Source organism: Actinoplanes hulinensis (assembly GCF_019429605.1).
GTDB classification, from domain to species: Bacteria; Actinomycetota; Actinomycetes; order Mycobacteriales; family Micromonosporaceae; genus Actinoplanes; species Actinoplanes campanulatus.
Genome location: NZ_JAHXZI010000031.1, coordinates 52,962 through 78,369 on the forward strand (window position 1 = coordinate 52,962; position 25,408 = coordinate 78,369).

At 69.1% G+C, this 25,408-nt stretch carries 22 protein-coding genes; 7 read left to right on the forward strand and 15 right to left on the reverse strand.

The features are described from left to right. Nucleotide 1: 1 nt before the first annotated feature. From glxA to KZ829_RS44975, 7 genes are all read right to left on the reverse strand, one after another. Entirely contained in the window at nt 2-1,951 is a 1,950-nt protein-coding gene (gene glxA / locus KZ829_RS39255; protein ID WP_220148910.1) for a radical copper oxidase GlxA, read from the reverse strand. Next, complete coding sequence (locus KZ829_RS39260; RefSeq protein ID WP_246637014.1) at nt 1,948-3,831, reverse strand: glycosyltransferase family 2 protein; 1,884 nt, start codon at nt 3,829-3,831, stop codon at nt 1,948-1,950. Before KZ829_RS39260 ends, glxA begins: the two co-directional genes overlap by 4 nt. A 1,416-nt stretch (nt 3,832-5,247) precedes the next feature. After that, nucleotides 5,248-5,739 (reverse strand): hypothetical protein, encoded by a 492-nt coding sequence (locus KZ829_RS39265; RefSeq protein ID WP_308285854.1) that lies wholly within the window; start codon nt 5,737-5,739, stop codon nt 5,248-5,250. An 8-nt stretch (nt 5,740-5,747) separates the two neighbouring features. Then, entirely contained in the window at nt 5,748-6,002 is a 255-nt protein-coding gene (locus tag KZ829_RS39270; RefSeq protein WP_220148912.1) for an SHOCT domain-containing protein, read from the reverse strand. Between the two features lie 222 nt (nt 6,003-6,224). Next, complete coding sequence (locus tag KZ829_RS39275; protein ID WP_220148913.1) at nt 6,225-6,458, reverse strand: efflux permease Rv1217c-related protein; 234 nt, start codon at nt 6,456-6,458, stop codon at nt 6,225-6,227. A gap of 90 nt (nt 6,459-6,548) precedes the next feature. Next, the gene (locus KZ829_RS39280) at nt 6,549-7,118 is read right to left on the reverse strand and encodes an enoyl-CoA hydratase-related protein (protein WP_220148914.1); all 570 of its coding nucleotides are present in this window, start codon (nt 7,116-7,118) and stop codon (nt 6,549-6,551) included. Further along, a complete protein-coding gene (locus tag KZ829_RS44975; RefSeq protein ID WP_220148915.1) occupies nt 7,066-7,296 on the reverse strand; it encodes an enoyl-CoA hydratase-related protein in 231 nt (76 codons plus the stop codon). The genes KZ829_RS39280 and KZ829_RS44975 overlap by 53 nt, the downstream gene beginning before the upstream one ends. Nucleotides 7,297-7,451: 155 nt before the next feature. Here KZ829_RS44975 and KZ829_RS39290 point away from each other — a divergent pair, with 155 nt between their 5' ends. Both KZ829_RS39290 and KZ829_RS44980 read left to right on the forward strand, forming a co-directional pair. Next, on the forward strand, nt 7,452-8,396 hold the full coding sequence (locus KZ829_RS39290; RefSeq protein WP_220148916.1) for an RNA-guided endonuclease InsQ/TnpB family protein: 945 nt from the start codon (nt 7,452-7,454) through the stop codon (nt 8,394-8,396). Then, nucleotides 8,393-8,665: a zinc ribbon domain-containing protein gene (locus tag KZ829_RS44980; RefSeq protein ID WP_372454011.1), complete on the forward strand. Its 273-nt coding sequence runs from the start codon at nt 8,393-8,395 to the stop codon at nt 8,663-8,665. Before KZ829_RS39290 ends, KZ829_RS44980 begins: the two co-directional genes overlap by 4 nt. A gap of 29 nt (nt 8,666-8,694) precedes the next feature. On the opposite strand, the gene KZ829_RS39300 is transcribed toward KZ829_RS44980, so the two are convergent. From KZ829_RS39300 to KZ829_RS39315, 4 genes are read right to left on the reverse strand one after another with little or no spacing between them, the layout of a single operon-like run. Next, nucleotides 8,695-9,852: an acyl-CoA dehydrogenase family protein gene (locus tag KZ829_RS39300; protein WP_220148950.1), complete on the reverse strand. Its 1,158-nt coding sequence runs from the start codon at nt 9,850-9,852 to the stop codon at nt 8,695-8,697. Further along, entirely contained in the window at nt 9,852-11,780 is a 1,929-nt protein-coding gene (locus tag KZ829_RS39305) for an acetyl/propionyl/methylcrotonyl-CoA carboxylase subunit alpha (RefSeq protein ID WP_220148917.1), read from the reverse strand. Before KZ829_RS39305 ends, KZ829_RS39300 begins: the two co-directional genes overlap by 1 nt. A gap of 11 nt (nt 11,781-11,791) precedes the next feature. Beyond that, entirely contained in the window at nt 11,792-13,327 is a 1,536-nt protein-coding gene (locus KZ829_RS39310) for an acyl-CoA carboxylase subunit beta (RefSeq protein ID WP_220148951.1), read from the reverse strand. Between the two features lie 50 nt (nt 13,328-13,377). Continuing rightward, complete coding sequence (locus tag KZ829_RS39315) at nt 13,378-15,087, reverse strand: acyclic terpene utilization AtuA family protein (RefSeq protein ID WP_220148918.1); 1,710 nt, start codon at nt 15,085-15,087, stop codon at nt 13,378-13,380. An 88-nt stretch (nt 15,088-15,175) separates the two neighbouring features. Between KZ829_RS39315 and KZ829_RS39320 the strand changes: the two genes are divergently transcribed. Next, a complete protein-coding gene (locus KZ829_RS39320) occupies nt 15,176-15,826 on the forward strand; it encodes a TetR/AcrR family transcriptional regulator (RefSeq protein ID WP_220148919.1) in 651 nt (216 codons plus the stop codon). Nucleotides 15,827-16,136: 310 nt separating this feature from the next. On the opposite strand, the gene KZ829_RS39325 is transcribed toward KZ829_RS39320, so the two are convergent. Next, on the reverse strand, nt 16,137-17,783 hold the full coding sequence (locus tag KZ829_RS39325; protein WP_220148920.1) for a glycosyl hydrolase family 28-related protein: 1,647 nt from the start codon (nt 17,781-17,783) through the stop codon (nt 16,137-16,139). 97 nt (nt 17,784-17,880) lie between these two features. Here KZ829_RS39325 and KZ829_RS39330 point away from each other — a divergent pair, with 97 nt between their 5' ends. Then, nucleotides 17,881-19,527: a glycoside hydrolase family 13 protein gene (locus KZ829_RS39330; RefSeq protein WP_220148921.1), complete on the forward strand. Its 1,647-nt coding sequence runs from the start codon at nt 17,881-17,883 to the stop codon at nt 19,525-19,527. 146 nt (nt 19,528-19,673) lie between these two features. On the opposite strand, the gene KZ829_RS39335 is transcribed toward KZ829_RS39330, so the two are convergent. Together KZ829_RS39335 and fucP are read right to left on the reverse strand one after the other, a co-directional pair. Next, entirely contained in the window at nt 19,674-20,960 is a 1,287-nt protein-coding gene (locus tag KZ829_RS39335; RefSeq protein ID WP_220148922.1) for an ABC transporter substrate-binding protein, read from the reverse strand. Then, a complete protein-coding gene (fucP, locus tag KZ829_RS39340; RefSeq protein ID WP_220148923.1) occupies nt 20,957-22,279 on the reverse strand; it encodes an L-fucose:H+ symporter permease in 1,323 nt (440 codons plus the stop codon). The genes KZ829_RS39335 and fucP overlap by 4 nt, the downstream gene beginning before the upstream one ends. A gap of 344 nt (nt 22,280-22,623) precedes the next feature. Between fucP and KZ829_RS39345 the strand changes: the two genes are divergently transcribed. The 3 genes from KZ829_RS39345 (at nt 22,624) to KZ829_RS39355 (ending at nt 24,392) form a co-directional block, all read left to right on the forward strand. Next, nucleotides 22,624-23,040 carry a hypothetical protein gene (locus KZ829_RS39345; RefSeq protein ID WP_220148924.1) on the forward strand — a complete coding sequence of 139 codons (417 nt, stop codon included), beginning with the start codon at nt 22,624-22,626 and terminating at the stop codon, nt 23,038-23,040. Between the two features lie 150 nt (nt 23,041-23,190). Then, nucleotides 23,191-23,334 carry a hypothetical protein gene (locus KZ829_RS39350; protein WP_246637016.1) on the forward strand — a complete coding sequence of 48 codons (144 nt, stop codon included), beginning with the start codon at nt 23,191-23,193 and terminating at the stop codon, nt 23,332-23,334. Next, a complete protein-coding gene (locus KZ829_RS39355; RefSeq protein ID WP_220148925.1) occupies nt 23,331-24,392 on the forward strand; it encodes a carboxylate-amine ligase in 1,062 nt (353 codons plus the stop codon). The genes KZ829_RS39350 and KZ829_RS39355 overlap by 4 nt, the downstream gene beginning before the upstream one ends. A 22-nt stretch (nt 24,393-24,414) precedes the next feature. On the opposite strand, the gene KZ829_RS39360 is transcribed toward KZ829_RS39355, so the two are convergent. Beyond that, nucleotides 24,415-25,374: an iron-containing redox enzyme family protein gene (locus KZ829_RS39360; RefSeq protein ID WP_220148926.1), complete on the reverse strand. Its 960-nt coding sequence runs from the start codon at nt 25,372-25,374 to the stop codon at nt 24,415-24,417. Between the last annotated feature and the right edge of the window lie 34 nt (nt 25,375-25,408).

A 25,408-nucleotide genomic window follows, 5' to 3' on the forward strand; every position in this document is an offset into this window, starting at 1 on the left:
GTCAGAGCACCTGCACCCAGCGGCCGACGGACGGCACGCCCTGGTCGTCGACCAGGTACAGCAGGTACCAGCCGGAGGGCACCAGGCCCTTGGCCTTCGGGACGGACAGGGCCAGGCCACCCGGCACGGGGGTGATGTCAAGGGCGACGGAGCGCTGGTCGACGTCGGTCACGTGGGTCACGGCGCTGGGCCGCATGAGCCGGGCGGCGCGGATGCGGCCCGCGTCGGCGGTCGTGAACGTGACCGTGGTGCCCCGCTGGACCGCGGCGGGCCCGTCGGCCACGGTGGGCCGGTCGCCCTTGAACAGGTACGGCGGGGAGTAGACCTCGATCCGCTGCTCGAAGGTGCCGGGGTTCTTGCCGGAGGGGTCGTAGAGCGGGTCGCTGCCCATGGTGATGACCCGGCCGTCGGGCAGCAGGATCGCCTCGGAGTGGTAGTTGCGGCCGATGGTGGAGTCGGCGGCGCGGGCGAAGCTGTTGCTGGCGGGGTGGTAGATCTGCGCGTTCAACAGGTCGCTGCGGGTCTTGCCCTGGTATTCGCCGCCGCGGTAGCCGGAGGAGCCGCCGGTGGTGAGGACGGTGTCGTCGGGCAGGAGCACGGTGCTGAGGTAGCGGGCGGGTTCGGGCAGGTTGGGGCCGGGTCGGTAGGTGGGTTTGGGTTCGTCGAGGTCGGCGATGGCGGTGCGGGCGGTGGAGACGGGTGATTCGCCGATCTCGCCGCCGCCGAAGAGCATGACTTTCTGGTCCTGTGCGGGTGCGAGCAGAACGGAGGAGCTGGTTTCGGTCATGCGGGGGTCGGGCAGCCCGGGGACGGTCTGGAAGCGGTTGTTGGTGAGGTCCCAGAGCCCGGGGGTGCGGCCCTCGGTGTCGGAGCCGTAGCCGGAGTTGGAGCCGGAGAAGAAGAGCCGGCCGTCCTGCATGAGGTGCAGCCCGGGGTAGGTGGGGAAGACCCGCTTGAGCTCGGGCGCGTCGACCCAGCGCCGCTGACCGGTGAGGTAGCGCTCGTTGTTGCCGGGCAGCATCCGGCCGAACCCGTCGAGGCCGGAGACGGCCAGGATGTCGCCGTTCGGGGTCTCGGCGAGGGTCGGATACCAGCGGGGCTTCACCATGTTGCCGGTGCGCATGTAGCGCTCGGTGTTCGGGTCGAACTCGTACGACGTGTTGTCGCCGCCGTACTCCTGCTTCTCCCGGGTGATCTTGTCGGCGACGCCGTAGAGGTTGCGCCGGTCGTCGCCGGTGAGGCCGGCCAGGGCGTACTGGGCGGGGCCGCGGACGATGGCGGTGTCGCCGGCGAGCTCGGCGTCGACCCACACCTCCGCCTCGCCGGCGTGCGTCATCACCGCGTCGCCGTGCTTCATGGTGACGGCGGCGGGAACGGTGACGTCGGCGCGGGTCAGGTACGCGAAACCGTTCTTGCCGGTCAGCCGGGTGCCCTTGGGGAAGAACCGCGGCCCGCCGACGGCGGACTCGTTCTTGATCTTCATGACGCCCGCGGCGTTGGCGATGTCCTTCTCGAGGACCTCGTACGACTTGGTGCCGCCGGCGACGAGCAGGTTGCCGTTGGCGAGGAACGTGTGTCCCGCGCAGAACACGTCGGTGGGGGTTGGCACCTCGGTGAACTTGTCGTGTGCGGGGTCGTAGAGCACGGTGCGGAAGGTGCCGGCCTCGAAGTTCTCCCGGTTGTTGCCGCTGCCGGCGATGATCAGGACCTTGCCGGTGTGCAGCAGCGCGGCGTGGATCGCGTTGACCCGGAAGTCGGCCGGCACCGGAAGGCGCGACCAGTATCCGTGCTTCTGCGTGTAGGACGGCCGGCTGATCTGGAACTCGTGCAGCTTCTCGGCGCCGAAGACCACCATGGGCCGGTTGACGACGGCGAGGACCGTCAGGACCACGAGGGTGACGAACCCGCTGAGCAGGCGGCGGGCCGCGGTCGGGCGGGGGCGGGGGCTCATACGTACGACTCCACTGTTAGGGCGGGTCCGGTGGCGCCGGCGTCGGCGCCCGTGCGGTCGGATCCGGCGGGACGGGACGGGACGCGGCGGTGGCGCCGGTCCTGTACCAGCCAGATGGTCGGTGGCAGGAGACAGATGACCAGGTTGAGGGCGGGCCACAGCCACATCGCGCCGTGCACGTGGCCGGCGAACGGGGCGATGACCAGCAGCGCGGCGAAGAACGCCGCCCAGCGCAGGCTCTGCCGGAAGGTGAGCAGCCGGTCCGGGCTGGCCGAGTCGCCCTTGGGCGTCACCACGAACTTGCTGTTGCGGCGCAGCAGCGCGTCGAGGAACGACGACACGTAGATCGGCGTGGAGAGCGTCGACACCAGCATGCCGGCCAGGCCGGACGAGCCGGTCTCCTCGTGCGGACTGACGTTGTGGCGCCGGTTCCAGACGTAGAGGCCGACCTGGAAGAGCGCGGCGTCCACGTAGAGCATCAGCCACACCTCCTGCGGCACCTGCACACCCTTCGCACCCAGCACCAGGTAGCAGGCGGCGTTCACCGCGCCGAGCAGCCAGGCGAGTGCGGTGAGCGGGTAGTAGGAGGTGAGCAGGGCGTAGTGCAGGCCGCGGCGGAAGCCGAGGCTCCACATGAACCTGGCGAAGGAGGTGACCACGACCTCGTCGGTGCCGCGTGACCAGCGGTGCTGCTGGCTGAAGTAGTCGGTCCAGGAGGACGGACCCTCGCCGACGGCAAGCACGTCCGGGGTGTAGACCGAGCGCCAACGCTTGCCGGTCTGCGGGTTGCGTCCACTGTGCACCGCGAGGCTGGTCGCCATGTCCTCGGTGATGGAGTCCTGAAGGCCGCCGATGCCGCGCAGGGCGCTGATGCGTACGGCGTTGTTGGTGCCGACGAGCATGGAGACGCCGAGGCTGTTGCCGGCGCGCTGCAGCAGGGAGTGGAAGAGGTACTGCTGTGACTCGGCCCAGCGGGTGACGACGTTGTCGTAGTTGCCGTAGATCTGGGGTCCGACGACGAAGGCGACGTCGGGGTCGCGGAAATAGCCGAGGAGGCGTTCGCAGAAGTTCGGCAGCGGCACGTGGTCCGGGTCGACGGAGACGAACACGTCGTAGTCGTCGCCGTTGGCGTCGACCCAGGAGTTGTAGTTGCCGTGTTTGGTCTTGGCCTTGAAGGCGCCGGCGGGGGTGTTGTAGTCGGGTCGGCCCTTGCGGCTGAAGTGGTTGACGCCGAGGCGCGCGCACATCTCGCGCACCTGTTCGTCGTTACCCTCGTCGAGCAGCCACACGTCGTACCGGCCGGGGTGGCGGACCTGGAGGGCGGCGCGCAGGGTGCGCTCGACCATCTCCACGGGTTCCTTGCCCGGCACGATGGTGGTCAGGAACGCCACCCGCAGGTCGGCCTGCGGTACCACTGGGACCGGGTCGCGGGCCCACAGGGTTGCCAGGCACAGCGTGACGACGTTGACCAGCCGGAACAGCTCGATCAGCGCGGTCGCCACGATCATGAAGATCGTCGCCGCGTACAGCCCAGGGTGCAGGGTGCGCTCGGGAACCTCGATCGAGGAGAGCAGCCAGGCGAAGAAGGTGCTCTCGAACGCGAAGGCGAAGAGCGTGATCAGCACCGTGGAGATCGGCCGGCGGCGGGCCAGGGGCCGCATCTCGACCTTGTATCCGTGTGCCGGCGCGTGCCGGGCCTGGCCGGCCAGGACGCTGAAGCCGGCGTAGTTGTAGCCGCCGTCGGGGATGGCCATCGTGGCGTCGTCGCCCGGGTCGGGGAGCGATGTGCCGGTCCGATCGTCGTCCAGACCGGCGGGCGCGCTCGCGGTCGAGTTCGTCGGTACGGGCGCGGCGGTGCGCTCGGTCCTTCCTGGGGGCATTTCAGTGACACTCATCGACGGTTCTCTCACCTCGCGGGGTCTGTTACCGAAAGTGACGGGGACGGTAATTCCGGTGACCGTCCTTTACGGATCGCCGCTAAAGCGAACCGTATTCACGACCGGCAACTGGCGCTCTTCAATAGCGCCATTACGGTTGGGTTCCTGAATGTTTCCCGACAGTTCCACACGGAGGCCATCGAGCCATAAATTTGAGCCTTGAACGTGATCACTGACACGTGACCGGCGAGTAGTCATATACGCAGCGTGGCCGAGGGTTCCGGTGCAGCGTAGTTGATCAATGTCTTTCCGGGGCACCGCGACGCCCTTCCGCTATATCCAGATTGCCCCAATAGTGGCGCCTCGGTCGTTCGATGCCGTCTGTGTCAGCGCGGTTCGGCCTGACCGTTTCGCGGAAATCGACAGTGGACGGCCGCGCGTGACGGCCGTCATGTCCGCGGCGGCGCCAGCCAGCCGCGGCCCCGGGCGTCACACTGTGTGACCGTCGTTGCGTAAGGCATTCGCCATTACCACGTTTTGAACGACCCCCGAAACATTCTTGGGCTACGCATTCTCGAATGCTCGGCGGCGGCCCGATCGAGGGTCGTCTCCTGCTATTCCGAGAGGTTGCCGGCGCGGACGCGGGAACGTTCACTAATCACGCAGAAGCGGCAACGATGTGACCGAGGGTGATTTACGTGGTCATCGCGGACCGCCGCCGCCGACTCGGCGACGGCGGCGGCGGGGGGCGTGCCAGCGCTAATGGGCGATCTTCGCCATCTCCCGGATGGCGACGGCCGCGCGAACGAACGGGTTGTCGGCGAGGTCGCCGATGCCACCCCACCGCCGGAAGCCGCGGCCGGGTCACGAGTTTCCAGCCCGGCGCCCTCGCGACACCGGGTTCCCGCCCCCACCCACACCCCGAAACGGTGCGGTGGGACAGCGTCCGGCGGGACGACCCTCCCAGACCCGGCCCACCAGGCCGGGCCAGAGGCCGACCACGAGATCAAACAACCAGCCGGACCGTACCTGCGGCCCAGTCGTCAGCCGAGGATTCCACCGGCACGTGACCGCCACACCCGTGACACCACGCGGTCGGCCAGCACCCCGGACTGAACAGAACTAAAGATCTCAGAGACGCTTGATGTCACCACTGGTCGTCGAGGTCAGCGAAGCGACGGCGGAGTGTGCGGGCGTTGGCAATCCCCTGGAGCGGCCCAGCCTGCACTGTCTACGCCTGTTGGTACGGCCCGATACAGTGCTGACCCGACTCGGCATCCGTCGTCGTGATCGTCTCGGTGGCGTCCTCCACGAGTACGAACACGAGGCCCCGGATGACATTCTCGGCAGGTACACCGTCGTCGGCGGTGCAGGATCGGGTCTTTTCCAGGCCGCCCGAAACATCTGCCCACTTCGACACTACGGCTCGGCGGCGTCGTTCATCGCGCGCTGCTCGAGCAGAGCGTCGAGCAGATCGAGGTCGTCGGGGGCCAGCCAGGTCTCCTCCAACGCGGTACCACCGGCCCGCCGGATAGCCGCCGTCAGCGGCCCGGCCCACAGATGCTCGATCAGGGCGACTGCCGCAGCGGAGCCGGCCGGTACCGCCTCAGCCAGGGACCACACCGGCCTCCCGGCAGGATCGGCACCCAGCGACGGTTCCACCGAGGAGGCGCCACCGGTAGCCGCTTCGGGATCGCTGTCCGGGTGGGCGAACAACGCGACAGCGATCCCGCCGAGCCCGGCATCGGCACCGTCCGGTGCGGCCAGCGTTTCAAGGGTGCCGTCCGCCGCCCGCGAGACGAGCAACAGGTCGACCAGCCGCACAATCCCGGCATCCCGCAGCCGGGTGAACTCCGAGAGCACCTCGCCGGACAACGCCGGCCGGTCGAAGCCCACGACGAGAACCTGCACTGGTCCCCTCATTGCTGCATCCGCGCACGCAGCGTGCGGTACTCCTCGGCAGTGATCACGCCGGAGTCGAGCAGGTGCTGCAGCGCATCCAACGGTTCCACGGCCTGCCCCGCAGCAGGCGGCCGGACAACCGGCGGCCGGGCAGCAGGCGGCGGAGTCGGGTGGGACGCGGCGTAGGCCTGCGCAGGCGTGAACCGGCCACCGTAGTAGGGCACGTTGCCGGTCATCCCGGCACGCAACAACTGCCTGGGCGCCAACAACATCGGCCCCTCCTCATCGACGAAACTCCAGCTGACCGGCCCCGGGCGGCAGCGCGTCCGCCCGGACCGTGGATGCCGGACGGTCATCCATGATCGCCATGCCGACCGCCCACCATGCTGGCCCCCGCCGGACCTGGGTCACATCCTCCGCGCAGGATAGTTCCCGCCGACACCCACCCAGCCCGGAAACACCCTCGACATGGCCCGGCGGCGCCGTCCCTCATCTCAACCTGGCTGGACGTCTCGCCGGGTGAACCGGGCGAGACCGGCCCAGGCGAGCATCGCCGCGGTGGCCATCATGATGATCAGCGGTGTCCACGTCATCTGCTCGGCGGGCAGGATCGGTGTGGCCGAGAACGGCAGCACGTCGAGCACCCGGCCCGGCAGGTGGAGTGCGTCACCGATCAGCATGACGATCCAGAGGGCCGCGACGACGCCCCAGGTCACCGGGATCGCCACGTCTCTGCCGGACGCACCTCGACGGCAAGTACCTCGCCTGGAACACAATCCGATGGCGCGGACAACTTCGTTGGCAACGGGCAGCCGCGTTCACCGCCGGTCCAGGAATGCCTGCATCGCCCGCTGAGCCTCCGGGCTGGCGAACAGCGCGGCCGAGCGCTGCGCGGCCTGCTCCCCATCCCGGTCGATGCGGCTGACCAGGTCGCTGGTGAGCAGCCGTTTGGTTTCTGCGAGTCCCTGCGGGCTGCCCTTGACCAGGTCGGTGAGGGCCTCGGCGACCGCGGCCGCTAGTTCGTCGTCCGGCACGCAGCGGGTGACCAGGCCGATAGCGGCGGCCTCGGCGGCGTCGAACGTGCGGCCGGACAGGAAGATGTCGGCCGCCGCCCGCGGTGCAAGGCGCGGCAGCAGACTCAACGAGATCGCAGACGGGGCGAGCCCGAGCCGCACTTCGGTGAGCGCGAACGTGACCGAGTCCGCGGCGATCACGATGTCGGCCGCGCCGACCAGACCTAGGCCGCCGGCGCGAACCGGGCCGGCCAACTCGACGACCACCGGCTTGGGCAAGGTGGCGATCTGCCGCTGGAGACGGACGATCTCACGCGGCCCGTCACTGCTCAGACCCTGGCGCGCCTCGGCGAGATCGGCACCCGCGCAAAACAACCCGCCCGCTGGACCGCACCAGGACGGCACGCACATCGGGATCCTGCTCGGCAGCAGCCAAGCGACTGCTGAACTCGGCCATCAACTGCCTGCTCAGCGCGTTGCGGTTGTGCGGGCTGTCCAACGTGACCGTGACAACGCCACCGGCGACGCTCGAATGGACAAGTGAAGAGGTCATCAGATTCCTTCCCGTGGATACTCCGGTTTCAGGCCGGAGAGGAAACGGAACCCCCTGCGGAGCAGGTCAAGGGGTAGCCGATCCGCCGTCAAGGCGGATAGGCGTCCATCCGCTCCGCAAGGCCTACTTGCGAACAAGCGTGCTAATTTGTGATCGTGACTTCGAGCGTGAAGCGGGCGTACAAGTTCCGTTTCTACCCGACGCGTGAGCAGGCGGATCTGCTGAACCGGACGTTCGGGTGCGTACGCAAGGTCTACAACCTGGCCCTGGAAGCCCGCACCACCGCCTGGTATCAGCGGCGGGAACGGGTCAACTACAACGCCACCAGCGCGATGCTGACCGCCTGGAAGAAGTCCGAGGAGCTGGCGTTCCTCAACGAGGTGTCCTCGGTTCCGTCGCAGCAGTGTTTGCGGCACCTGCAGGGCGCGTTCACGGCGTTCTGGGAGAAACGGGCCCGGTACCCGCGGTTCAAGTCCAAACACAAGTCGCGGGCGTCGGCCGAGTTCACCCCGTCCGCGTTCCGCTGGAGTGACGGCGAGCTGACCCTGGCCAAGATGACCTCCCCCCTCGATTTTGTCTGGTCGAGGGCGTTGCCCGAGGGGCAGTCGCCGTCGACCGTGACGGTGCCGCCTCGACCGGCGGCCGGCCGCTGGTTCGTGTCCCTGCTCTGCCAGGACACCATCCCACCCCTGCCGCCGGTCGGGGCGGCTGTCGGTAGCGACGCCGGACTCGACCATTTGATCACACTGTCCACCGGGGAGAAGGTCGCCAATCCTCGTCACGAGCGCGCCGACCGGATCCGGCTGGCCCGCGCACAGCGGCAACCGGCTCGTAAGGACAAGGGTTCGGCGAATCGGGCCAAGGCCCGCCTCAACGTCGCCCGCATCCATGCCCGGATCGCCGACCGCCGGCGTGATCACCTGCACCAACTGACGACTCGGCTCGTGCGCGAGAACCAAACGCTCGTGATCGAGGATTTGATCGTCCGCAACATGGTCAAGAACCACCGCCTGGCCCGCGCCATCTCCGACGCGGCCTGGACCACCTTCCGTGACTGCTGGCCTACAAATGCCAGTGGTACGGCCGGAACCTGGTCGTGATCGACCGCTGGTACCCGTCGTCCAAGGTCTGCTCGCACTGCGGACATTTGTCGGAGAAGATGCCGCTGAACGTGCGGTCGTGGACCTGCCGCGGCTGCGGCACGGTTCACGACCGTGACGTCAACGCGGCACGCAACATCCTGGCCGCCGGGCAGGCGGTGACGGCCTGTGGAGCCGGCATAAGACCTCAACGGGGGAACCTCCGTCCGGGGCAGCGGGCTGTGAAGCAGGAAACCCGGCGGGCGACCGCCGGAGTCCCCGTCCTTTAGGCCGGGGAGATGTCAACGCGAGATCCCTATCAGTACGAGCGGGGAAGCTTGAGGGAGAACTGGGCGATGAAGTTGAGCGCCATCTCGCGGCTGACCGGCGCGATCCGGGACAGCCGTACGTTGGCCAGGGCTTGGACGAGGCCGTACTCGACGGCCAGCCCGTTGCCGCCGTGGGTTTGGATCGCCTGGTCGACCGCTTTGCAGGCCACTTCACCGGCGGCGTACTTGGCCATGTTCGCCGCCTCCCCGGCCGCTTGCAGATCACCCGCCGCGTCGAGTGCGGCGGCCTTCTGCGTCAGCAGGCGCGCCGCCTCGATCTCGACGTGGATCTGGGCCAGCGGATGGGCGATCGCCTGGTGCGTGCCGATCGGGGCACCCCAGACCTCGCGCTCTCTCGCGTAGTCGACGGCCTTGCGCAGCGCCCACCGGGCGGTGCCGGTGGCCTGCGACGCCGCCATGATCCGTTCCGGGTTGAGGCCGGCGAACAGCTGGTCGAGGCCGGCGTCCTCCCGGCCGACGAGCGCGTCGGCGGGCAGCCGGACGTCGTCGAAGAACAGGCTGAACTGCTTCTCGGGGGAGACCAGGCCGGTCTCGATCGGCTGGTGGACGAACCCGTGCGCGTCGGTGGGCACCATGAAGAGCGCGGGTTTGAGCTTGCCGGTACGCGCGTCCTCGGTACGCCCGACCACCAGGACGTGACCGGCCTCGTCCACCCCGCTGATGTAGGTCTTACGGCCGGTCAGCACCCAGTCGCTGCCGTCGCGGCGGGCCCGGGTGATGATCTGGTGCGAGTTCGAGCCGGCATCCGGCTCGGTGATCCCGAAGGCGTAGCGGGCCTCACCGGTGGCCAGGCCCGGCAGCCACCGCTGTTTCTGCTCGTCGGTGCCGGAGCGGGCGATGATCGTGCCGACGATGGCCGGCGAGACGACCAGCAGCAGCAGGGGACAGCCGGCGGTCGCCAGCTCTTCCACGACAGCGGCGAGGTCACCGATGTCGCCGCCTCCTCCGCCGTACTCCTCGGGGATCGAGACGCCCAGGTAACCGGCTTTGGCGGCCTCGTCCCACAGTTCGGTGGTTTTGGCGCCGCGGGCCGCGGCCGCGTAGAAGTACGACTCGCCGTACCTGCGTCCGAGCTGGTGGACCGCAGCGCGCAGGTCGCGCCGTTCCTGAGACTCGACGAAACTGATCAACGGTCCTCCTCGACGACCGAGATGACGGCGAGCACGGCGCCCGCGACGACCTGCCGGCCCACACTCGCGGTGAGCGCGGTGACGGTGCCGTCGGTCGGCGCGGTGACGGTGTGCTGCATCTTCATGGCTTCCAGCACGACGATGGGGTCGCCCTTGCTGACCACGGCGCCCACGTCGACGGCAACCGCGGTGATCGCCGCCGGCATCGGCGCGAGCAGCGAGCCGTGGGCGACCGTTTCGGCCGGGTCGACGAAGGTGGGGATCAGCTCGAAACCGACGGACCCGGACGGGCCGTCGACATCGACCGCGGTGCCCGCGACGGTGACCCGGTAGGTTTCCCGGATCGGGCCGTCGCTCAGCACGACCTGGTTGCCCCGGGCGTCGATGACGTCGACACCGGCGACGAAGTCCGACATCAGCCGGTCGCCGATCGACGTGTATGTCACGACGTACTGCTGCTGGCCGCGCCGGTAGGTGCGCTGCCGGGGCTGGCTGGCGGCGTTACGCCAGGCGGGCGGGATCCGGTTGAGCACCGGAGCTGCCGCGGCGGTCTGGGTGGCCTGCCCGATGGCGGCCGCCATCGCGGCCTTGGCGAGCCGCCGCGGATCGTCGCCGCCGGTCCACAGGTCGAGGCGCTCGTCGAGCAGGGTGGTGTGCATCCGCCCGGCCACGAACTCCTCGTCACCGAGCACGGCACGCAGCAGGTCGAGGTTGGTGGTGATGCCGTGCAACCGTGCGCGGCGCAGGATGTCGCCGAGCATCCGGATCGCGGTGTCGCGATCGTCGGCACAGGCGATGATCTTGGCGAGCATGGCGTCGTAGTGGACGCCGACGTCACTGCCGGCCTCGACCGCGGAGTCGACCCGTACGCCCGGATGTTCCGGCATGTCGAAGATCCGGATGCGGCCGGTCTGCGGAGCGAACCCGGCGGCCGGGTCCTCGGCGTAGAGCCGCACTTCGATCGCGTGACCCGAGATCGCGGGAGCTTCGCCGGGCAGCGGCTTGCCCTCGGCGACGGCGATCTGGAGAGCGACCAGGTCGAGGCCGGTGACGCATTCGGTGACCGGGTGCTCGACCTGCAGGCGGGTGTTCATCTCGAGGAAGAAGATCCGGTCCTGGTCGACGAGGAACTCGACTGTTCCCGCTCCGCGGTATCCCGCCGCCTGCGCGGCCGCCCGGGCAAAGACATGCAACGCGGTACGGGTCTGATCGGGTAGATAGGGCGCGGGCGCCTCCTCGACCACCTTCTGATGGCGGCGCTGGATCGAGCAGTCACGGTCGCCCAGCACCCAGACGGTGCCGTGCGTGTCGGCGAGGACCTGCACCTCGACGTGCCGTGCCGTCGGCAGGTACGGCTCGGCGAAGACGGTCCCGTCGCCGAACGCGGACGCTGCCTCGGCCTCGGCCTTCGCGATCTGTTCGGCAAGCAGGTCGAGTGATTCCACGATCCGCATGCCCCGGCCACCCCCGCCTGCCGACGCCTTGACCAGCAGCGGCAAGTCCGCCGCGGTGACGGTGGCGAGGTCGACCTCCAGAACCGGCACCCCGGCGGCGGCCATGACTCGTTTGGCGTCGACCTTGCTGCCCATCGTCGCGATGGACGCAGGCTTCGGGCCGATCCAGGTGAGGCCGGCCGCCTCGACGGCGCTGGCGAAGGCGGCGGTCTCGGAGAGGAAACCGTAGCCGGGATGGATGGCGTCGGCGCCCGCCGCGCGTGCCGCCTCGATGATCAGGTCACCGCGCAGGTAGGTGTCGGCCGGCGCGCTGCCCGGCAGCCTGATCGCGGTGTCGGCCTCGGCGACGAACGGGGCGGTGGCATCAGCGTCGGAATGCACGGCAACGGTCGCGATGCCGAGAGCGCGACAGGTACGGAACACCCGGCGTGCGATCTCTCCGCGGTTGGCGACCAGAATCCTGCGGATCATCGGCTCCCCTTTCACAGACGGAAGACGCCGTAGCCACGGGCGCCGGCCACCGGCGCGCTGTGAATCGCCGAGAGGCAGATTCCGAGAATCGTGCGGGTGTCGCGGGGATCGATGACCCCGTCGTCATACCCCAGACCGGAGGTGAAGTAGGCCAGGGACTGGTCCTCGACCTGTTTCTCGACCATGGCGCGCATCGCGGCGTCACCCTGTTCGTCGAACGGCAGCCCACGGGCCGCGGCCGCCTGCTGGGAGACGATCGAGATGACCCCGGCGAGCTGCGCTGGTCCCATCACCGCCGATTTGGCGCCGGTCCAGCTGAACATGAACCGCGGATCGTAGGCGCGCCCGCTCATGCCGTAGTTGCCGGCCCCGTACGAGGCGCCCATCACCACCGACAGATGCGGGACGGTCGAGTTCGCCACCGCGTTGATCATCTGAGCGCCGTGTTTGATGATGCCGCCCTGCTCGTACTCGGCGCCGACCATGTAGCCGGTGGTGTTGTGCAGGAACAGCAGCGGTGTATCGCTCTGGTTGGCCAGCTGGATGAACTGGGCGGCCTTCTGTGCCTCCTGGCTGAACAGCACTCCCTGCGCGTTGGCGAGGATCCCGATCGGATAGCCGTGCAACTGCGCCCAGCCGGTCACCAGCGACGGCCCGTACAGCGGTTTGAACTCATCGAAGTCGCTGCCGTCGACGATGCGGCCGATGACCTCACGGGGATCGAACGGGACCTTCAGGTCGGCCGGCACGATGCCGAGCAGGTCCTCGGTGTCCAGCTGCGGCTCGGTGTAGTTCGTCTGCGGAGCGGACCCGGCCTTGCGCCAGTTGAGCCGGCGCACGATGGACCGTCCGATCCGCAGCGCGTCGAGCTCGTCGACGGCCAGAAAGTCGGCCAGGCCGGACGTACGCGCGTGCATCTCCGCCCCGCCGAGCGACTCGTCGTCGGACTCCTCACCGGTGGCCATCTTGACCAGCGGCGGCCCGCCGAGGAAGACCTTGGCCCCACCCTTGACCATGACCGTGTAGTCGCTCATCCCCGGCACGTAGGCGCCACCGGCCGTGGAGTTGCCGAACACCAGAGCGATCGTGGGCCGGCGGTCGGCGCTGGCGGCGGTGAGGTTACGGAACACCGCGCCACCCGGGATGAAGATGTCCTTCTGGGTTTGCAGGTCCGCTCCGCCGGACTCGACAAGCGTGATGGTGGGCAGCCGGTTCTGCCCGGCGATCTGGTTGGCGCGGAAGATCTTGCGCACGGTCACCGGGTTGGACGCGCCACCCTTCACCGTGGGGTCATGGGCGATGATCATGCACTCCACGCCCTCGATCACACCCAGACCGGTGACCACCGAGCCGCCGACCGCGAAATCGGTTCCCCAGCCGGCCAGGACGCCGAGCTCGAGGAACGGCGAGTCCGGATCGATGAGCAGTTCGATCCGCTCCCGGGCGGTCAGCTTGCCGCGCCGGTGATGCCGCTCGACGGCCTTGGGGCCGCCTCCGGCCAGGGCCGCGGCCTGCTGCGCTGCGAGATCGGCGACGCGTTCCAGCATCACCGCCCGATTGGCGGCGTAGCCGGGCGAGGTCGCATCGACGCTGGTTTTCAAACGAGCAGCTCCTTGGGCAGGTTCACGGTGCGTGCGCGCAGCCACTCGCCGACGGCCTTGGCCTGCGGGTCGAAACGGGTGGACGACGCGACACCGTCACCGAGAAGTCCGTCGATCACAATGTTGACCGCGCGGAGATTCGGCAGCGCGAAAACCTCGATGCCGAGTCCCGCCGACTCCGGAAGCAGCCGGGAGACGACGGCCGGCGTCAGCCAGTCACGCAGCCACGCGTACGCTTCGGCCCGCCGGGGATGGCCGACCGGGACCCAGACCCCTACGTTGGCCGTTCCGCCCTTGTCTCCGGACCGCGCGAACACCAAACGGCCCAACGGCACTTCAACTTCCAACCCTTCTCGGGTACGCCCGAAGCCGGCCACCGTCTCCTTCGGCGGGTCTGCGGTAACCGGCGGCGGCGCGATGTCCACCGGCGTGCCGTCGGGCCGGATCACGACGTGGGGCACCATCTCCTGGGGCAGATAGGCGGCACGGTAGATCCCGAACGGGGTCCCCGGGCCGGGCGGCGCGGTCACGTGGAAGCCCGGATAGGACGCGAGGGCCAGTTCTATGGCGGCGCTACTGAACGGGCGGCCCACCACGGCCGGATCAGGGTCCTTGACGCAGCAGCGCAGCACCGCTGAGGCCGCTGACTGGGTGGCGGGGTCGGCATGGTCGGTGCGTGCCAGGTCCCACACGATCTCCGCCGGCGGCCGGGCGTTGAGTGCCTGCGTCATCTGCTGACGCACCCAGCTCGCCTTCTCCTCGATGTCCAGGCCGGTCAGGACGAACTCGACGGTGTTCCGCCACCCGCCGACACTGTTGAGGGCGATCTTCGTCGTCGGGGGAGGGGCGACACCGCGCACCGCGCTGACCCGCACCCGGTCGGGACCGGACTGCTGCAGCTCGACCGTGTCCAGGCACGCCGTCACGTCCGGATTGGCGTAGTGCGGCCCGGCCACCTCGTACACCAGTTGCGCAGTGACCGTGTCGACCGTGACCGCGCCTCCGGTGCCGGGATGTTTGGTCACCACGGCGGTCCCGTCCGCGCTGAGTTCGGCGAGTGGAAAGCCCAGCGGGCGGGTGGTGTCGACCGTGGCGAATCCGGAGAAGTTGCCGCCGGTGGCCTGCGTGCCGCATTCGAGGATGTGACCGACGACGACGCCGGCCGCCAGGCGGTCGAAGTCGGTGCGCTCCCAGCCGAACTCGGCGATCGCCGGTCCCAGCGTCAGCGCCGCGTCGGTGACGCGGCCGGTGACGACGATGTCGGCGCCGGCGTTGAGCGCTTCGGCGATCCCGAAGGCGCCGAGGTAGGCGTTGGCGGTCAGTGCCCCCGGCCAGCCGTGTGCCGCGGCCTCGCCGATCAGGTCGTCGCCCTGCACGTGGGCGACGGCGACCTCGATGCCCTGCTCCGTCGCCAGGGCTCGGATGGCCTGCGCGAGCCCGGCCGGGTTGAGTCCACCGGCGTTGGTCACGATCCGTACCCCGCGTTGCCGGGCCAGCGTGAGGCAGCCGGCGAGTTGCCGCAGGAAGGTCTTCGCGTAGCCGAGCGACGGGTCCTTCTGGCGGTCCTTGCCCAGGATGAGCATGGTCAGCTCGGCCAGGTAGTCCCCGGTCAGGTAGTCCAGCGGCCCGCCCTCGAGCATCTCGGACATCGCCGAGAAGCGGTCACCGTAGAAGCCCGAGCAGTTCCCGATGCGGATCGTACGCATTTTCCGGCTCAACACCTCGACCATCGAATTAGTGGTGACCGCCACACTAAACTTTCTGACAAAGTAGTCAAGTACGGTGAGGAGTCTGATGGGACGAACCCGAACGAACCCCGCGCCGACCGCACCGGCCACCGCCAAGGGCCGGCGAACCCACGACGCGCTGATCGTCGCCGGCCGGGAGATCATCGAGGAGCACGGGTGGGCGGGGTTCACCACCGAGGCCGTCACTCAGGCAGTCGGCGTCTCCTACGGGACCTTCTACACCTACTTCGAGTCCAAAGACGATCTGCTGCGCAAGATCGTCCAAGCGGCCGCCGGTCAGATGATCACCGCGAGCCTGGTGCCGGACACCGCCGACGACCCGTACGCACGCATCCTCGAAGCGAACCGCCGATTCCTGGCCGCCAAAGGCAAAGCCGCCAAAGTGCTCCGAATGGTCGAGCACGGCGCCTACCTCGACGACAACCTGCGCAGCCTGCTCCTTGAGGTTCGTGAGTTCTACGTCGGCCGCAGCGAGGAAGGCATCCGCCGGCTGCAGGCAGCCGGGCTCGCCAACCCCGATCTCGATCCCCGCCTGACCGCGATCGCACTCGGCGGCATGGTCGAGCAGGTAGCCGTGATCATCGACGAACTACGCGAACCCCTCGACACGGAGAAGATGGTCGACCATCTCTCCCGGCTCTGGGCGTCGGCCATCGGCCTCCGGATTCCCGACACCAACGCCCAGAACCCGGCGTAGGCGCGGCGTAGCTCCGGGGTGGTCAGCGGTGTGGACAGGGCCGCGAGCCGGGGGTTGTGGCCGTGCGGCCAGACGTTGTAGCCGCCGACCTTGGCGTGACCGAATCCGATGCCCTGCTTCTGTTTGCCGTAGACGCGGCGCAGCATCGAGTCGATATCTACAAAGGTCAGCGTGTCGGCGCCGGCCAGCAACGGTGTCCGGGCGGCCAGGCACCGGGACCGCAGCCTTCGCCGTTCTCGGCGCCGCCCGCCCGGCTGGCAAAGGGTCCCTGAGCGCCCGGCGATTGCTCGCCGGGCCTCAGGGACGGTGCTCAGAAGCCGGCGTTCCCGGCTCCGCGGATGACGGTGAAGGTGCTGCTCGTGTTGCTGAGGCCACCGGACGCGGCGCGGGTGACGCTGGTGTTGCTGAAGGTGGCGTTGCCGGAGACGTTGTCGACGGCGATGCCGTAGGTGCCGGTGTTCTCGATGGTGACCCGGTCGAAGGTGACGCCGCTGATGGTGCGGCCCCAGCTCAGCAGCACACCCTGATAGGTGCTGTCGCGGATGATCGTGTCGCTGACCTGGAGCGGGGCGGTGATGTCCGCGGTGTCGGCGTAGATCCACAGTGCGCCGAGCTGGCTGCCCCAGTTGGGTTCGAAGCCGCCGGTACGGGTGAGGGTGTTCCGCGCGACGACCGTGGTCCCGGCCAGCGGCACCGGGTTGAACCGGGTGCTGACCGTGATGCCGGCTGACGCGGTGACCGTGTCGGACAGCAGGTTGTCGGTGATTCGGTTGCCGTTGCCGCCGTAGATCGCGGTCGTGTTGGCGAGCATCGGCAACTGCACCGTGTTGAAGGTGAACGCCGAGTTGGTGACCGCCGATCCGTCGGACCACATGGCCAGCGCGTCGTCGCCGGTGTTACGGACGCTGGACTGGTCGATGCGGGTGTTGCGGACGTCGCCGTGCAGGTTGACGCCGTCGGCGTAGGTGTCGCGGATGCGGGCGCCGACGACGTAGAGCCCGTCGGTGCCGTTGTCCGCCCACAGGCCGACCTTCGAGTGGTGGACGAGCACGTTCTGCAGGAGCGAGCCGGTACCGAAGTTGCCTTCGAAGGCGGCGTCGTCGCCGCTGTCGTCGCGGTAGGTGGCGTCGCCGGTGATCGCCAGGTCGGAGATCCGCACGTCACCGCCGGTGGCGAAGAAGCCGCCCTTGCCGTCGACGCCCTTGAGGGTCGTGTGCCACGGCCCGGCGCCGCGGATGGTGACGCCCTGCACGTTGATCCGCGACGAGATCGGGTAGGTGCCGGCTGGGATCCACAAGCCCTTGCCGGCCGCCTTCGCCGAGCTGATGGCGCTGTTCAGGTCACCGCCGGCGAACGACACGAACCCGGCGGGCATGGTTCCGGCGACGGCCTGCTCGAGATCAACGACGTCGATGGTGTACGACGATGCGCTGTCCCCGGCGTCCTTCTGCAACTTGAGGACGGTGCCGGCCGGCCAGTCACCGATCAGGGTGCGGCTCTCGTCGTAGAACCGGTGGGCGTTGCCGTTCGCCGGGTTGTTGCCGAACGGATAGTCCCCGTAGACCCACGAGTACCGCGAGGTCAGCCCGAGGTCGCGCAGGTGCGTGCCGTTGGCGTACAGCGACAGCGACGCGTCGATCCCGGTGCCCGCCGCGTTGTCCGGAATCGAGTAGCGGACGGTCAGCGCGTCAGCCGGTTTGGTGAGGGTGAACTGGACGTACTGGCCGGTGCCGGTGAGCTGCACGGCACGCCGCCCGGACGACTCCGAGGCGATCGTCTTGTAGGTGCGGTCGGCGGCGAGCACGGTGCCGTTGGTGGTGGCGCTCTCCGCCTCGAACGAGGTCCAGGGCAGGGTCGCGCCGCGCTCGGCCAGGGCCTCCGCACCGGCCACGGTGATCCGGTCGATCGCCACGTCACCGCCCACCGAGATGATCGCCGGCATGACCATCGCGGCCATCCCGATGATCGTCATCTTCGTGATCTTCCAGCGTCACATCCTCGGCGGCCTCTCCGCCGGCGCCGTCAAGGGCTGAAAGCTCTTTAGGAGCTTCACCGTGTCTCAGCATCAGTGGTGGCGTGACGCCGTCATCTACCAGGTCTACGTGCGGTCGTTCGCCGACGCGAACGGCGACGGCGTCGGCGACCTCGCCGGCGTCCGGCAACACCTGCCCTACCTGGCGGAACTCGGCGTCGACGCCCTGTGGTTCAACCCCTGGTACGCCTCCCCGCAGGCCGACGCCGGCTACGACGTGTCCGACTACCGAGCCATCGACCCGCTCTTCGGCGACCTGTCCTCCGCGTCCGCGCTGATCGCCGAGGCTCACGAGCTCGGCCTGAAAGTGATCATCGACGTGGTGCCCAACCACGTCTCCGACCAGCATCCGTGGTTCGTCGAGGCGGTCGCGGCCGGACCCGGCTCGCCGCTGCGGGACCGATTCTGGTTCCGGCCCGGCCGCGGGGACCTGCCGCCCAACGACTGGCAGTCCGTCTTCGGTGGACCGGCCTGGACTCAGGTCGCGGACGGCGAGTGGTACCTGCACCTGTTCGCCCCCGAACAGCCGGACCTCAACTGGACCAGCCCCGACGTCGCCGCCGAACATTCCGACGTGCTGCGGTTCTGGTTCGACCGGGGCGCAGACGGAGTCCGCATCGACTCCGCCACCATGCCGGCCAAGGACCCGTCACTGGCCGATTTTGATCCGGCCGACCCGCCGCTGCCGCACCCCTACATCGACCGGGACGCCGTCCATGACATCTACCGGTCATGGCGTGCCGTCGCCGACACCTACGAGCCGCCGCGTGCCCTCATCGGCGAGATCTGGCTCGACAAACCGGACCGGCTGGCGCTCTACCTGCGGCCCGACGAGATGCACACGGCGTTCAACTTCGACTACCTGAACTGTGCCTGGGACCCCAAAGCCCTCCGGCACGTCATCGACGCCACCCTCGAGGCCCACGCCCCGGTCGACGCGCCCGCTACCTGGGTACTGTCCAACCACGACGTCACCCGGCACGTCACCCGATACGGGCGAGCCGACAGTTCGTACGGTCACGCCCTGCGCCAGCACGGCACCAGCGTCGACCTTTCCCTCGGCGCCCGCCGAGCGCGCGCCGCGCTGCTGCTCAACCTGGCACTGCCCGGTTCGGTCTACCTCTACCAGGGCGAGGAGTTGGGGCTCGAAGAAGTCGAGGACATCCCCAACGGTCTCCGACAGGATCCGATCTTCCACCGTACGGGCGGACGGGACATCGGCCGCGACGGATGCCGGGTGCCGCTGCCCTGGTCCGGCGACCAGGTCCCGTTCGGGTTCAGCCCCGACGACGCCGCCGCATCGCCATGGCTGCCGCAGCCCGCCACCTGGGCCGGCCGCACCGCCGAGGCCCAGGCCGGCGACCCGAACTCGATGTTGTCGCTCTACCGCACGGCGATCGCCCTGCGCCGCCAGCACCTCACCACAACCACCGACCCGCGATCGTCGTCGCTGCCTTCTCCGCCCTCGTCCTCGCCATTGTTCGAGTGGCTGCCGACTGATCCTTCGCTGCTGGCGTTCACCCGAGCCGGCAGCTTCACGTTCCTGGCCAACCTCTCCGACCAGCCGGTCCACCTGCCCCCACACGACGAGATCCTGCTGGCCAGCGGCCCCCTTCTCGCCGGCCTCGTCCCCCCGGACACCGCGGTCTGGCTCCGCACGGGGGCCTGACCACCTCCGGCGTGTGCGGTTCGGGCGCCTATCGCGGTGGGTGCCGAAAACGCCGGTCCTTACCAAGATCGGTGTTTCCGGCACTTCGGGTGGTAGGTCTCGGTGCCCGGCCAGCGGTCACCGAAGGTGACGGCGAAGTCCGGGCGTCAGCGCGGAGGGATTTTGGCTCGGGAGACCGCGTTCTCGAGGTCGGTGGCGAAGGCATCCGGGTCGCGGGTGCGGACGTAGGTGGAGACGGCGTCGTAGAAGCCCTCCTGGAACGCGGGGCTCATGGATTCACCATGGGCGACGGAGAGGAGCACCGGCGCGGTCCAGAGGCTCTTCGAGGAGTTCTGCTGGTAGGCGGGTAGCGCCGAGACGTCGATGTCACGCAGGACCGGGACGGATCCTTTGGCCTGGCTGAAGGCGATCTGGGTGGACGGCTTGCTGATCTCGCTCAGGAACGCGAGCGCGTTCTTCGCGTTCTTGGCTCTGGTGGCCGCGACGAAGACGTCGACGACGGCGACGAAGCTGTCGCCGGTGTCGGGGAATGTCACCGACGTGAACTCCTTGCCGTCGCGGGCGCCGCTAGCGACGAGTTCGCCGTAGGCGGAGTCATTCATGGATTCGAACGCGCAGCCGCCTGCTGCCAGCTTCTCCGTGGCCGCGTCCCAGGTCAGGGTGTCGGCCTCGGGGTCGGCGTAGGTGAGTATGTCGCCGAAGGAGCTCAGCGCTGACTTGACCGGGGCGCTGCGCCAGTCGAGTCTGTCGGCCGTCATGTTCCGCCAGCCCTGGATGCCGATCGTGCTGAGCAGGACGTTCTCGAAGAGCTCGACTGTGGTGAACGGGTCCTTGGCGCCGAGGCACAGGGGTACGGCCCCGGATGTCTTGACCTTCTCCAGGTCGTCCAGGAACGCGGCGAGGGTGTAGCCGGCCGGCGGTGGGGCGACGCCGGCCTTCGCGAGCAGTGCGGGGTTGAACCACAGCATGTTGCTGCGATGTGCGCCTGTCGGTACGCCGTAGGGCCTGCCGTCGTGCAGAACCGACTGCAGGATCGTCGGCTGCATCGTCGTGGCCAGGCCTCCGGTGGCGTAGACCTGCGAGACATCGCGCACGACGCCACGGTCGGCGTAACCCTGTACCGACTTGCCGACGAAGGTCTGCCACACATCAGGTGGGTCGTCCTTCAACAGCCGCCTGGCCAGTGCCACGACCGCCGCGGAGCCGCCACCGCCCGCGACCGCGGCGTTGACGGCGTCGACGCCGGGATTCGCCTCGCGGAAGGCGGTGAAGAGGATGTCCAGCGCGGCGGCCTCCGAGCCGGAGGTCCACCACGATACGACCTCGAGCTTGCTGGTGTCCTTGGCGGCGCTGGTCGGCGGGTCGGCGCCGCAGCCGCCCGCGGCGAGCACCACGAGCGCGAGGACTGCCACCACGGCCTGCCGGGCGCTCATGCCGTGCTCGCGATGCCCGGCCTGGTCCTCAGGTCGTAGAACGCGTAGAGCGCGACAACGGCGAAGCAGGCGGCGGGAACGATGAACGAGAAGGCCGCACTCGTGCTGTCCACCAGGCTGCCCTGCACGAGCGGCATGATCGCGCCGCCCACGATGGCCATGACGAGCCCGGCGGCGCCGAACTTGGTCGCCGGCCCGAGGCCCTTGAGGGCGACACCGTAGATCGTCGGGAACATGAGCGACAGGCAGAACGACAGGGCCACCACGGCGAGGACGCCGGCCAGGTCGGGGCTCGCCATCGCGAAGACGCACAGAACGACCGCCAGCAGGGCGAGGACGGCGAGCACCAGGGTCGCGCGGACCCGGCCGATGACCCAGGTCATCAGGAAGCGCGAGGCGAGGAAGACCAGCAGGCTCAGCTGGAGAAAGAGGCCGCCCTTGGCCAGGCTGCCGCCGAGTGCCTGCTGCACGTACTGGATCAGGTAGGTCCACGTGCAGACCTGGGCCGCGACGTTGAAGAACTGTGCCACGACGCCGTAGCGATAGTGCCTGTTGCCCCACAGCGCCTGGAACAGGTGGCCCGTACCGCTCTCGCGTGGGCCGGCGTCGGGGAACTCCTCGACGATCGGGGGCGCCTTCTGGCTGGCGATCACGAAGGCGATGAGGGCGAGCAGCATGGCAAGGCCAAGGTAGGGGGCCATCACCGCGCCGAGTTCGCCCGCGCGGATCGCGTGCACCTCGGCCGGTGTCAGCGACGAGATGTCGACCGGGTCGGCGAGCTTGGGCAGGATGAGCGTGGCAGCTAGTAGGACGCCGATGTTCGTGCCCACGGGATTGAACGCCTGGGCGAGATTGAGCCGCCGCGTCGCTGTCGGTTCGGGCCCGAGCGCCATGACGTACGGATTCGCGGAGGTCTCCAGGATCGAGCAGCCGGCTGCCATCGCGAACAGAGCTACCAGAAAGGCCTCGTAGGTCATGATCTTGCTGGCGGGGTAGAAGGAGAACGCACCGAGTGCGGCCAGCCCTAGCCCGGTCAGGATGCCGACCTTGTAACCGAAGCGTTGATTGATGAAGGCGGCGGGGAGCGCGAGCAAGAAGTACGCACCGAAGTAGGCCAACTGGACGAGCGACGCCTGGAACGTGCTCATCTCGAAGATTCGCTTGAAGCCGGCCACCATTGGCGTGGTCAGGTCCTGCGCCACGCCCCAGGCGGTGAAGCAGGCGATGAGGGCGATGAAGAGCGGCAGCATCCCGCGCCCGACCAGCGGCTGGTCCTTGGCCTGCCCGTCGGCGATCGGCGCCGGGGCGATGCTTGCCATCTGCTACCTTTCCGCGGCGCACGGACCCGGTCAGTCGATCGCCATGGGGTCACAGCGCGAGATCAGCGCTCAGCCCCTGCCGGCTCTCCTATCGCGATCGGTGCGTCAGATGGAAATGCGGTGAGTTACAACTCCACTACGGTGACGTTACATCTTTGGTTCCCCGGAAAGGTACTTTCCCCGGCGGCGGGCACACGGGACGACATCGATTGGTGCGTGCGATGGGCTCCAGAGCGGTGGTGTGCAGGCGTGGCCTCCTGGCGGACGTGGGAACCAGACGCCCGGCACCGCCGCGCACCTAAGCCGAGCCGTTTTGACCGCTGTTTCCGGGGCACTTGCAGTTCATGACCGAAACCGTTCTGCTGCGATCCGCGATTCTCGGCGCCTCGGCCGGCGCGCGCAGCATGACCCCGCTGGCGAAACTGGCGTTGCGTAAACGCGGCTGGATCCGGGTCGCCGCGGGTGCGGCCGCGCTCGGTGAGATGGTCTTCGACAAGTCTCGGAAGGCGCCGAGCCGGTTGAAGCCGGCGCCGCTGGGCGGCCGGGTGGTGCTCGGTGCGGTCGCCGGCGCCACCTTCGCCCGCCGGCGGGGTGCCGCAATGGTCGGACCGGCGATCGTCGCCGGTCTTACCGCAGCCGCGGCGAGCTATGCCGGGGCGCGGTGGCGGGCCTATGCGGTGGAACACGACTTCGCCTTCCCCGGCGCGGTCGCCGAGGACGCCGCGGCGATTGCCCTCGCCTGGTCGTCCTTTCGTGACTGACCCATTGGTGAAGCCGCTGATTGCGGGGTACCCGGTGCACCATGACCTGATCCGAGACGACCGAACCGGGCTTGGCGGGTTTGCGAACGCGGGCGAGGCGCTCGTAGCTCTCGGTCGTACCGATGCGGTCTTCTTCGGACCGGACACGTAATGATCGACCCGGCGGGGCGGATGTACCGCGACGGCGGCGGCCCGGACGGCAACGACCTGTCGCTGCGGATCATCGGAGCCGCCGCGAAACGTCTCTCGCCCGGCGGTGCGCTGGTGCTGTCAACCGCAATCCGGCCGACGTGAGGACCTTCGGGGTCGAGGAGGAGTTCCTGCTGCTCGACCCGGCAAGCGGGGAGAACCTGCCGGTCGCCGAGAAGGTTGCCGCCGGACTGCCGGAGCCGATGCGCCGGCGCAGCCGCCGGGAGTTCCGGCCCAGCATGGTGGAGATGGTCACCGACGTCTGCACCGGCACCGGCGAACTTCTGCGGCAGTTGCGCGACGGGCGAGAGGCCGCAGGCGTTGCCGCCGGGAAGGTGGGCGCGGCGCTGGTCGCGATCGGCGCCACCCCGGTCGCCGAACCGGTCCTGGAGGTGACCGACGACGCACGGTTCCGGGCGATCGCCGCCCACTATCGGCCGATCGCCCGGGACCCCGCGTTGTGCGGCTGTCACGTGCACGTCGGTGTGCCCAGCCGGGCCCAGGCCGTGGAGATCTGCACCCGGCTGCGCGGCGACCTGCCGCTGATCCAGGCACTCGCCGCCAATTCGCCGTTGTTCGACGGCGCCGACACCGGTTATGCGAGTTGGCGGTATGTACAGCTGAAACGGTGGCCGGCCCTGGGCCCGTGGCCGCACCTGCGGACCGTCGAGGAGTTCGAGGCGACGGTGGCGGCGCTGGTCGCCTCGCGGCAGATGATGGACGCGACCATGGTCCTGTGGTGGGCCCGACCGTCGGCGTCGTTCCCGACCGTGGAGGTCCGGGTCGCCGATACCTGCCTCGATCCGGCCGACACCGTGCTGATCGCCGCCCTGGTCCGCGGCCTGGTCGACATCGCCGCCGCGGCCCGCGGCCCGATCCCTCGGGTGTCCGGCGTGCTGCTCGACGCCGCACACGGCAACGCCGCCCGCACCGGCATGCGGGACACCCTGCTCGACCCGGCCACCGGACAGGTGCGTCCGGCGTGGGACCTGATCGGCGATCTGGTCGACCGGATCACCCCCGCCTTGCGCCGGCACGGCGACCTGGACACCGTGACCGCCGGGCTCGACCGGATCCGCCGCGACGGCACCGGCGTGGAGCGGCAGCGCCGGCTCCTGGAGAAACTCGCCGTTCCCGAGATGCTGGCGTCACTGGCATGGTGACCATGGATGGACCCGCCTGGCCTCAGCCTCGCAGTGACGACTGCCCCGCCGCCCAGGCATCCAGGAGATCGTGCGCCCAGAGGTTGTCGACGGTCAGCGCGCACCGCGCGCCCCAGAGCACCTGACCGGCCAGATCCGGGTCGGTACGGGCGAACGTCGCGCACAGGTCGTTGGCCGCGATCTGCTCGTGCACCGCATCGGCCTCGACGTGCTCGTCGTAGAAAGCCGTCGCGGCCGCGTCACCGCCGAGGCGGCGCAGACCACTGCCGTACGCCCGGTTCGGCAGCGACGAGGTCATCTCGTAGGCGGCCAGATGGCCCAGGATCGCGCCACGGCGGGCACGGTGCAGGCCGAAGAACGACATCAGATTGTTGACCGCCAGCGTCGTGGCGGGTACCCGGTCGACGTACGCGCCGTAGGTCAGGTCCAGGCCGAACCAGGCCATCGTCTGCTTGAACAGCTCCTGATGCATCCGCCCGGTGACGCCCCCGCCGTACTCGTCGAGCTGGATCTCGATCAGCGCGGCCTTGGCCCGGCCCGCCAGCCGTGGGATCGCCCAGGTGTGCGGGTCGGCCTCACGCAGCTGATAGACCGAGCGGTGGATCACGAACTCGCGGAACTGCTCATGGGTGGACCGCCCACGCAGATAGCCGGAGAGCGACGGCCCGTCGTCCGCGGCCACGATCGCCGCGAGCTCGGCCGGCACCGAGTCCGGGTCGGCCCGCTGCGGCCCGCCGACCAGATCGCCCAGGCGTGCCGCGAAATGCCGTTCCAGACCGGCGCGCAGCTGCAGCAGATGAGGATCCCACTCCCACTCGTCGGCGACGCCGTCCCAGCCCCGATAGGCGAGCTCGTAACAGATGAACAGCGACAGCTGGAAGTCCTCGACGTCGCCGGGTTCGACGGTCAGGTCACCGGAACCACCGCTGAGGACGTCGATCAGGGCGCTGGACAGAGATCCGCGCGGTGACGGTAGCTTCATGGGCGGGCGGATGCCCGTTTGGCTCGCCGTGAAA

Coding starts and splice junctions, on each gene's coding strand:
- glxA (WP_220148910.1), bottom strand. CDS start 1,951: ATGAGCCCCCGCCCCCGCCCGACCGCGGCCCGCCGCCTGCTCAGCGGG.
- KZ829_RS39260 (WP_246637014.1), bottom strand. CDS start 3,831: ATGCCCCCAGGAAGGACCGAGCGCACCGCCGCGCCCGTACCGACGAAC.
- KZ829_RS39270 (WP_220148912.1), bottom strand. CDS start 6,002: ATGTTGTTGGCGCCCAGGCAGTTGTTGCGTGCCGGGATGACCGGCAAC.
- KZ829_RS44975 (WP_220148915.1), bottom strand. CDS start 7,296: ATGACCTCTTCACTTGTCCATTCGAGCGTCGCCGGTGGCGTTGTCACG.
- KZ829_RS39305 (WP_220148917.1), bottom strand. CDS start 11,780: ATGATCCGCAGGATTCTGGTCGCCAACCGCGGAGAGATCGCACGCCGG.
- KZ829_RS39310 (WP_220148951.1), bottom strand. CDS start 13,327: ATGCTGGAACGCGTCGCCGATCTCGCAGCGCAGCAGGCCGCGGCCCTG.
- KZ829_RS39315 (WP_220148918.1), bottom strand. CDS start 15,087: ATGCGTACGATCCGCATCGGGAACTGCTCGGGCTTCTACGGTGACCGC.
- KZ829_RS39320 (WP_220148919.1), top strand. CDS start 15,176: ATGGGACGAACCCGAACGAACCCCGCGCCGACCGCACCGGCCACCGCC.
- KZ829_RS39325 (WP_220148920.1), bottom strand. CDS start 17,783: ATGGCCGCGATGGTCATGCCGGCGATCATCTCGGTGGGCGGTGACGTG.
- KZ829_RS39335 (WP_220148922.1), bottom strand. CDS start 20,960: ATGAGCGCCCGGCAGGCCGTGGTGGCAGTCCTCGCGCTCGTGGTGCTC.
- fucP (WP_220148923.1), bottom strand. CDS start 22,279: ATGGCAAGCATCGCCCCGGCGCCGATCGCCGACGGGCAGGCCAAGGAC.
- KZ829_RS39345 (WP_220148924.1), top strand. CDS start 22,624: ATGACCGAAACCGTTCTGCTGCGATCCGCGATTCTCGGCGCCTCGGCC.
- KZ829_RS39350 (WP_246637016.1), top strand. CDS start 23,191: ATGATCGACCCGGCGGGGCGGATGTACCGCGACGGCGGCGGCCCGGAC.
- KZ829_RS39360 (WP_220148926.1), bottom strand. CDS start 25,374: ATGAAGCTACCGTCACCGCGCGGATCTCTGTCCAGCGCCCTGATCGAC.